Annotated in this window: 12 protein-coding genes and 1 pseudogene; 6 read left to right on the forward strand and 7 right to left on the reverse strand. The window is 59.3% G+C overall.

Going from position 1 to position 15,024, the window contains the following annotated elements; genetic code table 11:
• Positions 1-56: 56 nt before the first annotated feature.
• Complete coding sequence (locus tag WEU32_RS11210) at positions 57-935, reverse strand: branched-chain amino acid aminotransferase (protein ID WP_406851933.1); 879 nt, start codon at positions 933-935, stop codon at positions 57-59.
• A 165-nt stretch (positions 936-1,100) separates the two neighbouring features.
• Between WEU32_RS11210 and WEU32_RS11215 the strand changes: the two genes are divergently transcribed.
• From WEU32_RS11215 to WEU32_RS11225, 3 genes and pseudogenes are all read left to right on the forward strand, one after another.
• A complete protein-coding gene (locus WEU32_RS11215) occupies positions 1,101-1,769 on the forward strand; it encodes a response regulator (protein ID WP_406853443.1) in 669 nt (222 codons plus the stop codon).
• A gap of 18 nt (positions 1,770-1,787) precedes the next feature.
• Positions 1,788-3,139, forward strand: a pseudogene (locus WEU32_RS11220) (ATP-binding protein).
• A gap of 83 nt (positions 3,140-3,222) precedes the next feature.
• Entirely contained in the window at positions 3,223-3,720 is a 498-nt protein-coding gene (locus tag WEU32_RS11225) for a hypothetical protein (RefSeq protein WP_312136111.1), read from the forward strand.
• Here WEU32_RS11225 and WEU32_RS11230 read toward each other — a convergent pair.
• From WEU32_RS11230 to WEU32_RS11240, 3 genes are all read right to left on the reverse strand, one after another.
• Positions 3,710-4,504: a pyrroline-5-carboxylate reductase family protein gene (locus WEU32_RS11230; protein WP_406851934.1), complete on the reverse strand. Its 795-nt coding sequence runs from the start codon at positions 4,502-4,504 to the stop codon at positions 3,710-3,712. The genes WEU32_RS11225 and WEU32_RS11230 overlap by 11 nt on opposite strands.
• A gap of 1 nt (position 4,505) precedes the next feature.
• On the reverse strand, positions 4,506-5,009 hold the full coding sequence (locus WEU32_RS11235) for a YbjN domain-containing protein (protein ID WP_312136107.1): 504 nt from the start codon (positions 5,007-5,009) through the stop codon (positions 4,506-4,508).
• Between the two features lie 91 nt (positions 5,010-5,100).
• Positions 5,101-5,343: an accessory factor UbiK family protein gene (locus tag WEU32_RS11240; protein ID WP_312812248.1), complete on the reverse strand. Its 243-nt coding sequence runs from the start codon at positions 5,341-5,343 to the stop codon at positions 5,101-5,103.
• Between the two features lie 269 nt (positions 5,344-5,612).
• On the opposite strand from WEU32_RS11240, the gene lgt reads away from it, so the two are divergent.
• The 3 genes from lgt to pgeF are packed head-to-tail and all read left to right on the forward strand — an operon-like array spanning position 5,613 to position 8,333.
• On the forward strand, positions 5,613-6,482 hold the full coding sequence (gene lgt, locus WEU32_RS11245) for a prolipoprotein diacylglyceryl transferase (protein ID WP_406851935.1): 870 nt from the start codon (positions 5,613-5,615) through the stop codon (positions 6,480-6,482).
• Positions 6,483-6,492: 10 nt separating this feature from the next.
• Positions 6,493-7,572 carry an SAM-dependent methyltransferase gene (locus WEU32_RS11250; protein WP_312136101.1) on the forward strand — a complete coding sequence of 360 codons (1,080 nt, stop codon included), beginning with the start codon at positions 6,493-6,495 and terminating at the stop codon, positions 7,570-7,572.
• Positions 7,569-8,333: a peptidoglycan editing factor PgeF gene (gene pgeF / locus WEU32_RS11255; RefSeq protein ID WP_406851936.1), complete on the forward strand. Its 765-nt coding sequence runs from the start codon at positions 7,569-7,571 to the stop codon at positions 8,331-8,333. The genes WEU32_RS11250 and pgeF overlap by 4 nt, the downstream gene beginning before the upstream one ends.
• A gap of 58 nt (positions 8,334-8,391) precedes the next feature.
• On the opposite strand, the gene lpxC is transcribed toward pgeF, so the two are convergent.
• The 3 genes from lpxC to WEU32_RS11270 all read right to left on the reverse strand — a co-directional run bounded on the left by lpxC (position 8,392) and on the right by WEU32_RS11270 (position 14,668).
• Complete coding sequence (gene lpxC, locus WEU32_RS11260) at positions 8,392-9,303, reverse strand: UDP-3-O-acyl-N-acetylglucosamine deacetylase (RefSeq protein WP_406853444.1); 912 nt, start codon at positions 9,301-9,303, stop codon at positions 8,392-8,394.
• Positions 9,304-9,488: 185 nt separating this feature from the next.
• The gene (ftsZ, locus tag WEU32_RS11265) at positions 9,489-11,003 is read right to left on the reverse strand and encodes a cell division protein FtsZ (protein WP_312136085.1); all 1,515 of its coding nucleotides are present in this window, start codon (positions 11,001-11,003) and stop codon (positions 9,489-9,491) included.
• Positions 11,004-11,281: 278 nt separating this feature from the next.
• Positions 11,282-14,668, reverse strand: a complete 3,387-nt coding sequence (locus WEU32_RS11270) for a TonB-dependent receptor domain-containing protein (protein WP_406851937.1) — start codon at positions 14,666-14,668, stop codon at positions 11,282-11,284.
• Positions 14,669-15,024 lie beyond the last annotated feature (356 nt).

A 15,024-nucleotide genomic window follows, 5' to 3' on the forward strand; every position in this document is an offset into this window, starting at 1 on the left:
CAAAAAACGGCAGGCTATGAAGCCTGCCGTTTGGATATTCACAAATATTGTGGCGCTTATAGCTGGCCGCGGACCAGCTTGCCGTAATCATCCATCAGGCCAAGGCTGATTTCGGCAGGGGTAAAGCGGAAATCGCCGACCTGTCCCACCGGCGTCACTTCTGCCGCCGAACCGGTCAGGAAGCACTCGGTAAAGTCAGCCAGTTCTTCCGGCAGGATATTGCGCACAACCACCTCGATACCCTTGGCACGGGCCAGTTCGATTACGGTCTGACGAGTGATCCCGTCCAGAATGTTCGACACGTCCGGCGTGTGGATGACACCATCCTTGACGAAGAAGACGTTGGCACCGGTGGCTTCGGCCACATAGCCGCGCCAGTCCAGCATAAGGGCGTCGGCAAAGCCGCGTTTCTCGGCGGCATTCTTGGACATCGTACAGATCATATAAAGACCGGCAGCCTTGGCGGTCGAAGGTGCCGTAGCCGGATCCGGACGGCGCCATTTGGCCCACTCCAGGGCAATGCCCTTCTTCTTCACCTCGGGGTCGAAATAGGACGGCCAGTCCCACACGGCGATCGCCAGATGCACCTTATTGCCGATCGACGAGACCGACAATTTGTCAGCACCCAGATAGGCCACAGGGCGAATATAACAGTCCGTCAAACCATTGCGTGCACAGGTATCCTTGCAGGCTTGATCAATCTCGGCCACGCTATAGGGAATCTCGAAGTCGAGCAGTTCGGCCGAGCGTTTCAGGCGTTCGCTATGTGCGGTCAGCTTGAAAATCTCGCCATTATACATGCGTTCGCCTTCGAACACTGACGAGCCATAATGGAGGCCATGGGTCAAAACGTGCGTTTTTGCTTCGCGCCAGGGAACAAACTCCCCATCGAACCAAATCCAGCCGTCACGATCATCGAAAGGGACAATGGCCATTGCAATACGTTCTCCAAGCACCAATGGCTGTTTTAGACTCTCATCGTCGCCTCACGTCAACGCAGCAAACCACGAGTTTTCTTCCGGAGCCCCCCGTTGAGCCTAAATGACTATCGCGGCAACAGCCGTTCCGGTCCTGTCGCTGCCCCCGGCAGCGGTCGCCATCTGTTGGTGGTGGACGATGACGACCGTATCCGCGAACTGCTCAAGGAGTTTCTCTCGCGGGAAGGCTATCGCGTCACCGGCGCCGCCCATGCAGGGGCTGCACGCCGTCTGGTCGAACTGATCGAATTCGATCTGATTGTGCTGGACGTGATGATGCCGGGCGAAAGCGGGTTCGATCTGACCTCGTGGATTCGCTCGCAAGCGGCCCTATCGAAAACGCCGGTCCTGCTGCTGACGGCCAAGGGTGATCCGAATGACCGCATCGAAGGCCTGTCACGAGGGGCCGACGACTATATGTCCAAGCCGTTTGATCCGCGCGAACTGGCGCTGCGGATCGAAGCCATCCTGCGCCGCACCGGTGGCAAGCCACTGACGGCCAAAGAAATCCATATGGGTCCAGCCGTGTTCAACATGGAACGTCTGGAACTGACCGTAAACGGTCAGCCCCAGCGCCTGACCGAGGCCGAGGCGCAACTGCTGAAGACCTTGGCCATCAGCGCCCACGCGCCGGTCGAACGCATGGCCCTGTCACCCGACACCGCCGATATCACCGGCCGTGCCGTCGATGTTCAGGTCACGCGCCTGCGTCGCAAGCTGGAAGTGGATCCCAAGAATCCCCGCTACCTGCAAACCGTGCGCGGGATCGGCTATATGCTGGCCCCCGATTAACCGGCGGAGCTGGATCCCATGCGGCTGACGCCGTTCAATGTCTGGGCGCGATGGATGAAGCGCCGCCTACCGACCTCACTGTGGGGTCGTTCCTTGCTGATCATCATCATTCCGGTGCTGATCATGCAGGGCGCGGTTACCTTCGTCTTCTTCGATGCCCACTGGCAGACCGTGACCTCGCGCCTGTCCGAGGGTCTGGCAGGCGATGTGGCGTGGGCGGCAGAATCCTATCGCGACGATCCCTCGCCCGAAAACCTGTCCGTCATAATGGACCGCGCCCAGCGCAACATGCAGTTGTCCATCGCCTTTCAGGAAGAACGGACCCTGCCCAAGGAAAACCCGCGCGGGGCGCTGGGCGTCGTGGACCGCAATCTGGAAGCGGCTTTGAAGTCCCGTCTGGACCAGCCCTTCTGGTACGACACCACCCGCTATCCAGCCTATGTCGATATCCGCGTACAGGAACCGGGTGGCGTCCTGCGCATCATCGCCCCGCGCGAGCGGGCGGTGGCCACACAGGCGCACATCTTTGTGCTGTGGCTGATGATCGCCACGGCGCTTTTGCTGGCCGTCGCGGTGATCTTTATCCGCAATCAGGTGCGTTCTATCGAACGTCTGGCCGCTGCTGCCGAGGCGTTTGGCCGTGGCGAGGCCGTGCCACGCTTCAAGCCAAATGGTGCCCGCGAAGTCCGCGCTGCCGCACAGGCATTCCTTGATATGCGCGAGCGTATCCAGCGTCATATCGACCAGCGCACGGCCATGCTGGCCTCGGTGAGCCATGACCTGCGCACGCCCCTGACCCGTCTTCGTCTGGAACTGGCTCTGGCTCCGCCGTTTAAACGCGCTGAGTCCATGCGTCAGGACATGGACGAGATGGAGCATATGATCGACGAGTATCTGGCCTTTGCCCGTGGCGAGGCGGGTGAGCCGACGCAGAATGTCAATATCCGCAGCCTCCTCGAGAAAGCCGCCGAAGATGCCCGTCGCGCCGGTGCCGAGGTCGAGGTGATTGCCCCTGACGATCTGAACATCGCCCTGCGCCCGATGGCTTTCCGTCGTGCGCTCAACAATCTGGCAGGCAATGCGGCCAGCCACGGCGAGAAGGTGCGCCTCTCGGCCCGCGATCTGCCGTCCGGCGGTGTCGAGATCATTATCGAGGATGACGGCCCCGGTATTCCCGAAGACATGCACGAAGAGGCCTTCCGCCCTTTCTCGCGCCTTGATCCCTCGCGCAGTCAGAACCGCAAGGGGTGGGCCTCGGCATGGCCATTGCCCGCGATGTGGCCCGTGGCCATGGCGGCGATATCATTTTGGGGCGCAGTGATCTGGGTGGCCTGAAGGCCAGCATTCGACTGCCCGCCAGCAAAGAATAATTGTAACAGCACCTCTAGCGAAGCTGGAGATTTTACCCCATGTTTCCAGCGTTCCGGGGGGCCTGGACATAAGGAGTGTTTAAATGCGTTCGATCGCTAAAATGACACTGTTGGCTTCCGCTCTGTCGCTTGTGACAGCTACAGCTGCGCTGGCTCAACCTGCTGCGGTCAATGTGACCATTAGCCCGGCCTTTGCCGAAGATGCCGCCAAGCTGGGGGAGCGTGACGTCAACGAACAGGTTGCCGATCTGACCCGTCAGGTCGAGCGGACCCTCAATAATAGTGACGCTCTGGACGGTGCGGTCATCAATCTGGTCATCACCGACCTGAAGCCGAACCGCCCGACCATGCAGCAGTTGAGCGACCGCCCGGGTCTGGACAGCATGCGTAGCCTGTCAATCGGCGGTGCCGCCGTTGAAGGCGATGTCACGCTGGCCGACGGCACAAAACAGGACGTGAAGTTCCAATACTACAGCACTGACATCCGCGATGCTGTGGGAGCGACCACATGGACGGATGCCAACCGCGCCTATAGCAGACTGGCCCGTAATCTGGCCGAAGGGCGCTTTGTTACCCGCTAAGCTCGGTTGATTTATCGACCGCAGCTTTGACGGCGCCTTTGACCGGACGGTCGAGGGCGCCGTTTTCGTTCAGCACCACAAGTCCGGCCTGTGTTACGCCGCCCGGTGAAGCCACTCGGTCGATCAGGGTGTCCAGAGCTTCATCACCTACGACGCCCGCGGCCGCCGAGCGCAGGGTCGCCCGTGCCAACTTCATCGCCACGTCTTCGGGCAGGCCCTCGGCCACGCCCGCCTGCGCCAACGCGCGCGTGAAGGCAAAGAAATAGGCCGGACCACAACCCGACACCGCCGTCGCGGCATGCATCAGGTCTTCGGATGTCAGAACCGCCGTCTCGGCCATAGGCGCAAACAGGGATAGGCCCGTATCCAGTGCCTTCTGCTCCGAAGACCACAGGCTGGCAACGCCCTGCCCTTGCGCCACGCCGGTTGTCGGCATGACGCGCACGACTGAACGGCCTTCAAAGCCTTCGGAAATGGTTGCCTCGGGAACGCCCGCCATGACCGAAACGATCACAGCATCCTTGTTCAGATGAGCGAGCACTGGTTGGCTGGCTTCAGCCCATTTGGCGGGCTTTACGCCGATGACAAACGCCTTGGCACCGACCAGAGCGTCGAGAGGCGGATTGATGCGAGCCCCCAGTGCGCGGGCCTTTTCTGCCGCCGGCTTTTCGCTGGGCGTCAGGATAATCAGGTTTTTCGGATCAACCGCACCTGTCAGCAGCCACCCTTCAAGAATAGCCGACCCCAGACGACCAACTCCTTGAAGAACAACTGTCTCTGACATTTTAAGCGTTACCTACGGTTTCAAACAAACAGGCATCAATGGCTTCCTGAGGCTTCTTGGAGCCACGAGCCATAAAGTCGAACGCGGGATAATAACGGTCCGCAGCTTCCACGGCCGCATCAATCATGGAAGCGGCCTGTGCCAGTGTCGGGCGCTCGCCATGCGGCAAGGCCAGTGCGTGGCGGAAGACGATCTCGCCCTCGTCCGGCCAGATCTCGAAATGGCCCAGCCATGTACGCTGGTTGATCATCGAGGCCAGTTCATAGGCGGCGGCACGGCGTGTCTTGGTGACGCGCAGGTCCAGAGCGAGGCACAGTTGCAGGCAGTCACCCTCCGGGCGCCATGCGAACCACAACTCGTAGTCTTTCCAGCTGCCTGCCAAAGCAAAAGCCAGGTCACCCTCGTCCGTACGGTCGAACGGCAGGTTCTCCGCAACAAGAACGTGTTCGACCACGTCCAGCGGATCAAAAGGCAGTTCGACCTCGTCGGGTCTAGCGGCGTCCATCAGGGCTTCAACTTCTCAAACTTGGGCGACTCAACTGCGTCGCCAAGGGAACGGTAGGCGTGTTCTGAGATTCGGCTCAACAGAGCGAATCTTACGACTCTGTGGACGGGTTGTTATTCTCGCCCTTCAGAGCCGCGATTTCGGCGCGCAAGGCGGCGATTTCGGCTTTCAGGACATCGAATTCGTCGCGACGGACCAGGTCCATCTCGGCAACCAGACGATCTGCCTGTGCGCGCCATGCGGTTTTCGCCTCTTCGCCAGCCGCCTGGGCAAGACCCATAGCGCCCGTCGTCATCTTGGCGATTTCATCGAGGATTGGATTACGGGTTTGCATCAAAGGCCTCCCATCCGGTCGGGTTAACAAAAGCTCACCCGATTTGGTGAACGAAACCTTTCAATCTGCTGCTTCGCCGGTTTTCACAAGCCGAATGACAAATTTCGAAGTTTTGCAGAAAATCTGATGAAAGCTTAGAATTTCAGACGGTTCACAACTGATGGCGCGACTTTAACGCGCTTGCGGCCCACAGTCCGCGACATCTATCCTGTCGCTTGCTATATCGGTTGCCAATCGATCCGCAGGCAGAACCAGCAGGAGCCATCCCCTTGATATTCCCAGAGTTCGATCCGGTCCTGATCCATCTCGGCCCCCTGCCGATCCGCTGGTATGCGCTGGCCTATATTGCCGGCATCGTACTGGGTTGGTGGTATGCGGCCAGACTGGTCAAAACCCCGCGCCTGTGGGCCGGTGGCAAGCCGCCGATCACAGGGCCGCAACTGGATGATCTGGTGTTCTGGCTGGTGCTGGGTGTGATCCTTGGCGGTCGCCTCGGTTACGCGCTCTTTTACCAACCGCAACTGTTCGGCCAGATATTCACGGGCAGCTCTATCGGAGAACGGCTGGAAATCCTGCAGATGTGGACCGGCGGGATGAGCTTCCACGGCGGCTTCCTCGGCGTGGTGGTCGCGGCCATCATCTTTGCATGGAAGAAGGGCATTAACCCGCTCAGCCTTGGCGATGTGATTGCGCCTGTGGCCCCGATCGGTCTTCTGTTTGGCCGCCTCGCCAACTTTATCAATGGCGAACTGTGGGGTCGCGAAACGACGGTGCCGTGGGCCATCCGTTTCTGTAATGACAAGATACTCGAAACCTATGGCTATTGCCCCGCTGGCGATGTGCCGCGTCACCCCAGCCAGCTTTACGAAGCGGGCCTTGAAGGCTTGTTGCTGCTGATCGTCATGGGCGTGGCCATCTGGGCCTTTGGCGCGCTTAAACGGCCGGGTCTGGTCATGGGCTTGTTCCTTGTCGGCTATGGCCTGTCGCGGGCCGCACTGGAAAATGTGCGTCAGCCCGACGCCCATCTGGCGAACATGCCCTTCGGTCTGACCATGGGGATGATCCTGTCCATCCCGATGGCACTGGCCGGTATCTATCTGGTCGTGCGCGCCCTCAAACGCCCCGCCCTTCAAGACTAAAGAGCCTCATATGAGCGACAGCCTGAAAGACAGACTGGTCAGGGAAATCCTCCTGACCGGCCCTATGACCGTTGCCGACTATGTAACGCGCTGTCTGCATGACCCTAAAGGTGGCTATTACGCCACCCGTCCGGCACTGGGCGAGCGCGGCGACTTCATCACCGCCCCGATGGTCAGCCAGATGTTCGGCGAACTGATCGGTCTGTGGGCCGTCGAGACATGGCAGCGTCTGGGGGCCCCTGAAAAGGTGCGTCTGGTCGAGGTCGGCCCCGGTGACGGCACCCTGATGAGCGACGCCCTGCGTGCCGCCCGTCTGGCCCCCGCCTTCCTCGAAGCTGCCGAGCTGATCCTGATCGAGCCTAGCCAGCCCCTGCGCCGCGAGCAAGAAAAGCGTCTGGCCGATCACGACCTGTCGCCCCGCTGGGTCCGCAGCCTCAATCAGGTTGAAACCGACGCCCCCGTCATCCTGATTGCCAACGAGGTTCTGGACTGCCTGCCCGCCCGTCAGTTCGTACGTACCGAAGGCGGTTGGGCCGAGCGGCGCATCGGGGTCAATGATGCCAACGAACTGATCTTTGGTCTGACCGCCATCAATGACGGTTTCGATGCGCCGGACATGGATATCGAGGTCGGTCAGGTTCTGGAGATTTCCGAACAACAGGCCGGTTTTGCCCGCGATGTGGCCACCCTGATCGCGCAAGCTTCAGGCGCGGCCCTGCTGATCGACTATGGCCGTGCCAAGCCCGAGGCAGGCGATACCCTGCAAGCGTTGAAGCGCCACACCAAGGTTGGCCCTCTGGACGAGCCGGGCGAAGCGGACCTGACGCAATGGGCCGACTTCCCTCTGGTTCAGGAAGCTGCTGTGCGTAGCGGTGCGGACGTCACCGGCTGCATCACACAGGCCCAGCTTCTGGGCCGCTTGGGGATCGAGCATCGTGCCACCAGTCTGGCCAATGCCCGCCCCGAGGCCGAGCCTGTCATCCGCCGCCAATTCGAGCGCCTGACCAGCAATGACCAGATGGGCGAACTGTTTAAGGCAGCGGCGATCTTCTCTCCGCGCAGCCTGATCGTACCGGGATTTGAAGCATGACCCCCATCACCCATCCCCTGCTCGACAAGGCCGGTATCAAGCACGGCTTCTTCACGCGTGAGGGCGGCGTATCGGAGGGCCTTTATGCGGGTCTGAACTGCGGCGTCGGCTCCAAGGATGATCCGGCCAAGGTGTTCGAGAACCGCCGCCGTGTGGCCGAATGGTTTGGCCGCAGCAGCGATGACCTGTGCGGCTGTTACCAAATCCATTCGGCCATTGCCGTGGTGGCCGAGGATGGCTGGCGGGGCGAACGTCCCCAAGGCGATGCCGTCGTTACCAAGGTGCGCGGCCCTGTGGCCACTGTACTGACCGCCGACTGCGCGCCCATCCTGTTTGCCGATGCCGAGGCCGGTATCGTCGCCACCGCCCATGCGGGCTGGAAAGGGGCCCTTGGCGGCATCATCGCCGCCACCGTCGAGGCCATGAGCGTATTGGGCGCAGACCCGCGCCGCATCAGCGCCGTGGTCGGCCCCTGCATCTCGCAAAGCTCCTATGAGGTCGGTGCCGACTATCAGGCCCGCTTTGCCGCTGAAGCCGCCGGTAGCGAGCGCTTCTTTGCCGAGGGCCGCAGCGCTGACAAGCGCCAGTTCGACCTACCCGGCTTTGTGCTGTGGCGTCTGGAACAGGCTGGTGTGGCCGATGCGGCATGGACCGGCCACGACACACGCACAGACGAGGCGCTCTTCTATTCCAACCGCCGTGCCTTTCTGAACAGCGAGCCGGATTTCGGGCGCTTAATCTCGGCCATCAGCCTGACCTGATAAGAGGCCCGCCGGTTTCACACCGGCGGGCCTTTTCAAATCTTGTGCGGTCAGTGGCTTAGCCAGCCATCGCCATCTGCGGCACCTTGGTGGTGACACGCCATGCCTTGGGATTGGCCAGCAGTGCGCGTACCAGCTTGTTGTTCAACTGGTGACCGGCCTTATAGCCTTCGTAACGGCCCATCAGCGGCGCACCCAGCACATACAGGTCGCCAATAGCGTCCAGTGCCTTGTGGCGCACAAACTCGCGTTCCATGCGCAGGCCACCCGGGTTGAGGATTTCCTCACCGTCGATGACAACCGCATTTTCCAGCGAACCACCACGGGCCAGACCGGCCTGACGCAGGGCCTCGACCTCATGGGCGAAACCAAAGGTGCGAGCCGACATGATCTCGTTGCGGAAGGTGTCTTCGTTGACCACGAAATCCACCACCTGATTACCGATCACGGCCGTATCGAAGTCGATCTCGAAACGCATTTCGAAACGATCACACGGCAGCAGCGTGGCGTGCTTGTCACCCTCTTCGACGCGGATCGGTTCCAGAATCTCGATGAACTGGCGCGGCTGTTCCTGACGTCGGAAACCGGCACGATCCAGCAGTTGCACGAACGGCAGGGCCGAACCGTCAAGGATCGGCAGTTCCGGCCCGTCCACCTCGATCACAGCATTGGAAATGCCCAGAGCCGACAGAGCCGCCATCAGGTGCTCGATGGTCGACAGACGGACATCCGACGCATTGGCGATCATGGTGTTCAGGCGCGCATCGACAACGGCTTCACCCGAAACGGGGATACGGTTGTCACGGTCCTTGATGTCCGTGCGAACAAACACAATCCCCTGCCCTGCCGCAGCAGGACGCACCATCAAACGCACACGACGACCCGTATGGACGCCGACGCCCGCACAGATGGCAGGGGCGATGATTGTATGCTCGAAGGGGTCGTTAAAGACCGTCACGCTTGGACTCATCACTGCGCGCGCCGCGAACGGACTACGCTGGAAGGTTGCATTTAACCAAACCTTTGCCAGCACGAAATGAAAGTCGGGTTTCGGATTGTTTCGAAATCACGACAGTCTGCAACATGCCCCGCAATCATGCCCCATGAAAAAAGCCCCGCATTTCTGCGGGGCTTTAATCTAGTTATCGCTAGGCCTTAGTTGGCCAGACGACGCAGGAAGGAGGGGATTTCCAGATCGTCATCGTCTGCGTAACCGCTCTGGTGATCCTGCACCTGCGGTTGGACCGATTGGGTCTGGCGCAGTTGCTGGGTCGTGCGGTTCGAAGACGGCGGCGGCGCATAGGACGGCTGCTGAGGTTGGGCACGACGGCGACCAAACAGCGACCAGCCGCTGCGGCGGTGCGAGTCTTCGTAATATTCTTCCTGAGGCTCCTCGCGTTGCGGCTTGGGCTCGGGACGACGCGGTTCACGCTCGGCATACAGATCGCCTTGCTCATGCTGAGCGGCGGCACCACGGTTATTGGTCTCGAACTCCTCGACCCATGGATCGACGATCGGTTCCAGATTGCGCGGAGCGTCATGGATGACCGGTTCTGCAACACGGGCCACTTGCGGTTCGGGTTGCGGCGCAGGTTGTGCAGCTACAGGCTCGATACGCACATCGTTACGCGGAGCCGGAGCCGCCGGTTGTTCCGGTTGGCGACGGTTCAGCGTCGAGGCGACCGGTTCGATCTGCTGGATCGAAGCTTCGTCCATGCCGGTAGCAACCACCGAGACGCGGATCTTGCCTTCCAGAGCCGGATCGAAAGCCGCACCGAAGATGATGTTGGCATCGCCATCGACTTCTGCGGCGATAGCGTTGGCCGCTTCGTCCACTTCCAGCAGGGTCATGTCCATGCCGCCGGTGATGTTGACCAGAACGGCCTTGGCACCTTGCAGGCTGGTTTCATCCAGCAGCGGGTTGGCGATAGCGTTCTGCGCGGCCAGCAGGGCGCGGTCGTCACCCGTGGCTTCACCGGTCCCCATCATGGCCTTGCCCATTTCGCTCATGACAGCGCGAACGTCGGCAAAGTCGAGGTTGATCAGACCCGGCAGGATCATCAGGTCAGTGATCGAGCGAACGCCCGAATGCAGCACCTGGTCTGCCATCTGGAAGGCGTCAGAGAAGGTGGTGCGTTCGTTGGCGACGCGGAAAAGATTCTGGTTCGGAATAACGATCAGGGTGTCGACATAGCGCTGCAGCTCGGCGATGCCCGCATCGGCCAGACGCATACGATGACGGCCTTCGAACGTGAAAGGTTTGGTCACAACGCCAACGGTCAGAATGCCGCGATCGCGCGCGCATTTGGCGATGACCGGTGCTGCGCCGGTACCGGTGCCACCGCCCATACCGGCGGTGATGAATACCATGTGCGCGCCTTCGAGGTGCGCGTGGATTTCGTCAGCCGATTCCTCGGCCGCGTTCATACCCACTTCAGGATGGGCACCCGCGCCCAAACCCTGGGTAATGGTATCGCCCAGCTGGATACGACGGTCGGTCTTCGCAAAGCTCAGATGCTGGGCATCTGTATTGGCACAAACAAACTCGACACCTTCCAGGCCCGAGTCGATCATGTTGTTGACGGCGTTACCACCTGCACCACCGACGCCGAACACGACGATCCGCGGCTTCAGTTCAGTGGCTTGCGGCTTAACCAGCGAGAGAGACATTGTTTTCCGACCTTCCGACCCTGCCCATTCATCCCAACACAACCCCCGCCGAATCGCATTGGTTATGAGCGGGTTAATAAAACACCCGACATCGTTAACGGACTATTACCGATCTATATATGAGTCGGCATTCTTGAAAGCCGCTAACTGCAACTAGAACGCCAATCCGGACATTTTTTCACACTTAGAGCGTGTTTCGCCAGCGCTGTTAAACAGCAGATAAAAAGGGCAGCCCTTACGGACTGCCCTTTCCTGTCATTCAGACAATCAGACTGATCTTACCAAGGGGTATAGTTCAGACCGATGTTGAAGCGACGGCCGTACGGATCGAAGTTCGAGTACAGGGTCGTCCCCAACCACGGTGCCTGAGCCTCGTCGAAGATGTTGGTGACACCAGCGCGAACCGTCAGGTCCTCACGGGCCTTCCAACGCACAGTCAGGTCGTTACGAGCGAAATCGCCGGTACGCGCCATGTGGGTCGGATAGGTGTCCGGGTTCGTCACCAGATCACGGTAGTGGTTGATCTTCTGCGAAGTCTGCCAGTCAGTGGTCCACGTCACGCGCCAGTCTTCGTTAGGCGTCCACGACAAGGTCGAGGTCAAGCGCACACGCGGGTACCACGGCGTAGCCGCATACTCGGTGTAGTCGCCCGGATTGTCGATGTTGTTGAAGTTCTTCTGCTCGATCAGCCACGAACCGTTGATCGAGTAGTCGAAGGAACCCCAGTTTTTGCCCAGCATGCTTTCGGTGTCGAAGAAGTAACGTGCACCGAAGTCCAGACCACGCACATTGCGCTGCGCATAGTTGATCGCACCCTGGATGAAGCCGCCGTACTGATCGTTACCGCCAACCTTGAAGGCTTCGGAACGCTCTTCCTTGGTGCTCGGGTTTGCATGCGCAGTGTTCTGACGGAAGATCGTGGAGCAAGCCGCCATGTTCAGGGTCGGACCATCAACGCAGGTATTTGCTGCAGTCTGGGCCGTTACCGAAGCGATGACGTTGGTCAGCTCGATTTCATAATAGTCGAGCGTCACGGTCAGATTTGGAATGAAACGCGGACGGATGACGGTCGAGAAGGTGAACGATTCCGACTCTTCCGGTTCCAGTGCCGGATTACCGCCATTCACGCCGCTGACGCTGCCTCCAACATAATCGGGCGCATAATCGTCCGAGTTATCGTTCGGGGTCAGGTTCGCGAAGTCGTACTTCAGACCCATAGCCGCAGCCAGAGCCGTACAGTTGGCGATACGGTTAGCCTTCTTGTCGGCTTCCGACATGTTCGCGATACGTGCAGTGGCGCACGGATCAGCAAACGCGTTTGCGTAGGTCTGGGTATAAGGCGAGAAGTTCTCGCTCAGCGACGGAACGCGGATCGAGGTGTTGAACGAGGTCTTGAAGGTGATGTCCTGGATCGGACGATAGACCAGGTTGATACCGTAGACGTCTTGCGAACCAACCGTGGTGTAGTCCGACCAGCGGTAGGAGCCCGACAGTTCGGCATATTCACCCAGGAAGGTGTCGCGGAACAGCGGCACCGAGATTTCGCCGAACAGTTCCTTCGATTCATACGATACGCCAGCCATGTCCGGACCGCCGTTGAGGAACAGCAGACGATCGCCGGTGTCGTGGTCACGGCCAACGGCTTCGGTGTATTCCTTGCGCCATTCGGCACCCATGGCTACGCCCAGAGCGCCAGCGCCCCAGAAGTCCCACAGCTGACCCGAAACGGTCGCAACGGCGTTTTCCTGAACGTTTTGCTGACGCACGCGGATGGTTGCATCCACATATTCCAGAGCTTCGGCCGATTGGTTGCCGGCACCGAAGATGTTCAGCGGCTGGCATTGATTGATAGCGGCACGGCCTGCTTCGCTTTCACGAACGTCACCACCGCGAACACGGTCGTTCATACCTTCGTGGATAACGATGGTCTTGCCATTGGCATCCTTGCCCAGCTGACGCATCGGCAGGTTTTGGGCATTCAGCAACTGTACGCGGCAAACAACCTGACCAGCCTTGCCGTTTACCAGACCCAATTCGTCGATAACCGAGTCAGCAGCGAAGTTGAAACGCTCGATGTCCACACCACGTTCGGCGTTAACGATGTCAACCTTACCGTAGGTGTAGGCGGCATCCCAAGCGATGTTGTTCACAAAGGCGAGCTTGTCGTGCGTGCCTTCAAAGCCCAGCACGTAACGTTGCAACTCGCGATCATTATCTTGCGAACGGATCGGGCCGAACATGGCGTGACGTGCCCACGGGGCAGCAATAGTACCGGTGACCTGACCCGGAGTATCCTTGGTTGGATCGCTGTAGGTGGTCACAGTGTTACCGGCAATCGCATCCTTAACCACTTGCGGAAGGAAGGCATTGTCGCTGTAACGCAGCGCGAAGGCCGAGTTCGAACGGATTACGTTCGTTTCTTTTTCACCGTATGCACCATCATACAGGAACACATCGAAGAAGACCGGCTGGCCTTCATCATAGGTGTTTTCCTTGACGTATTTGGCTTCCGCAAAAGCGCGTACGTTTTCTGTGATCTGGAAACCGCCACCCACTTGGTAACGTTGCGATTCCGAATAAGGAACGCGGCTGCCCGACGAGAACATGGCCGGGTTTTCGCCATCACCACCGATGTTGTACGGACGGTTGGCACCGGTATTGCCAACGCGCTGACCGAAGTCGGCCAGACGAGCATTTGTACCGTCAAACCACCAGGTCTTGTCCGGATCTACTGAATAGCAGGCCGAAGCGGTTGCGCTTGCGCAGCTCTGGTTTGGAACCCACGGATTACCCAGAGCGCTCGGCTGCTGGTTGTTGGCCAGCGTCAGCGAACCCCAACGCGGACGGTCCAGACGAACAACGCCGGTGAATACTTCCTGATCGAAAACGCCATCATGCGTCGGGCCATTGATGGCCGCGGTCGGGTCAGCATCAACACCCAGCAGTACCGGCGCACGGCGCAGCCAGTCGATATCCATCGAACGGACTTCGTCCTGCTGCTCGTACTCGGCGTGAGCATAGACGTTCAGACGGCCATCAAGGAAGTTATGACCGATCAAACCCGAGATGCGCTTGGCAGCTTGGCCGTCGCTATTGATCATCGCGTAGTTCGCGTCGATCTCGGCACCTTCGAAGTCCTTCTTCAGGACAAAGTTCAGCACGCCCGAAACAGCGTCAGCGCCGTAAATCGACGATGCACCACCGGTAATGATCTCGACGTTTTGAATCAGCAGACGCGGAATGGTGTCAACGTCAACAGCCAGCGAGCCGGCTTGCGAACCTACGTGGCGGCGACCATCAACCAGTGTCAGGGTGCGGCCGGTACCCAGCGAGCGCAGGTTGGCCAGCGACAGACCACCGTCGTTCAGGCCCGTGCCCGTCGTATCCGATGGCACCAGCGAGTTCGACAGAGCCGGGATGGTGGCCAGATAGTCGATCACAGTCGCCTGACCGCTTTGCAGCAGTTGCTCTTGCGAAACTTGGATCAGAGGCGTGGGGGCGGAGGCTGGGTCACGACGGATGCGCGAACCGGTAACGACGATTTCGGAAACTTCAGTAGCTTCGGCTTCGGACGAACCGCCGGCATTTTGAGCCGTTGCGGCCGTTGCGGCCAGAACACCCGCCAGCACCGTAGTGCCCAGCAGGTAGGTACGCTTGATACGCATAAAAAAAATCCAATAAGCACGCTTACACGCCCCAACTATTGAAGCGCCACTAGGTGCTGACTGTCACACGCTCGCCAACCCAAGCAAGCCCTACCGACAAGATATGGTCACATATCAGTCACCGATGTTACTTTATGGACACAGTTTAGAAAGCAAGACTATATGTTTTGAGAGATTATTTTTTTTAAATTAAAGCAATTAATGCATTAAATTTCGAAAATTTTTTACAGACAGTGATGGTTCATTAAATTATCCGACCTCTATATATCGAGGATATTCATATATAAGACATATTGCCGGTATGCTTCTATAATATCGACGTTATTGCGCCTAAATTATACAGATAACTACGGTAT

This window comes from Brevundimonas sp. BH3 (assembly GCF_045345115.1).
Classification (GTDB): Bacteria; Pseudomonadota; Alphaproteobacteria; order Caulobacterales; family Caulobacteraceae; genus Brevundimonas.

Excerpts from the sequence above, each read along its gene's own strand:
- WEU32_RS11235 (WP_312136107.1), bottom strand. The coding sequence starts at position 5,009 with ATGGACGCCGCTAGACCCGACGAGGTCGAACTGCCTTTTGATCCGCTG.
- pgeF (WP_406851936.1), top strand. The coding sequence starts at position 7,569 with ATGACCCCCATCACCCATCCCCTGCTCGACAAGGCCGGTATCAAGCAC.
- WEU32_RS11225 (WP_312136111.1), top strand. The coding sequence starts at position 3,223 with ATGCGTTCGATCGCTAAAATGACACTGTTGGCTTCCGCTCTGTCGCTT.
- WEU32_RS11230 (WP_406851934.1), bottom strand. The coding sequence starts at position 4,504 with ATGTCAGAGACAGTTGTTCTTCAAGGAGTTGGTCGTCTGGGGTCGGCT.
- WEU32_RS11270 (WP_406851937.1), bottom strand. The coding sequence starts at position 14,668 with ATGCGTATCAAGCGTACCTACCTGCTGGGCACTACGGTGCTGGCGGGT.
- ftsZ (WP_312136085.1), bottom strand. The coding sequence starts at position 11,003 with ATGTCTCTCTCGCTGGTTAAGCCGCAAGCCACTGAACTGAAGCCGCGG.
- WEU32_RS11240 (WP_312812248.1), bottom strand. The coding sequence starts at position 5,343 with ATGCAAACCCGTAATCCAATCCTCGATGAAATCGCCAAGATGACGACG.
- WEU32_RS11250 (WP_312136101.1), top strand. The coding sequence starts at position 6,493 with ATGAGCGACAGCCTGAAAGACAGACTGGTCAGGGAAATCCTCCTGACC.
- WEU32_RS11210 (WP_406851933.1), bottom strand. The coding sequence starts at position 935 with ATGGCCATTGTCCCTTTCGATGATCGTGACGGCTGGATTTGGTTCGAT.
- lpxC (WP_406853444.1), bottom strand. The coding sequence starts at position 9,303 with ATGAGTCCAAGCGTGACGGTCTTTAACGACCCCTTCGAGCATACAATC.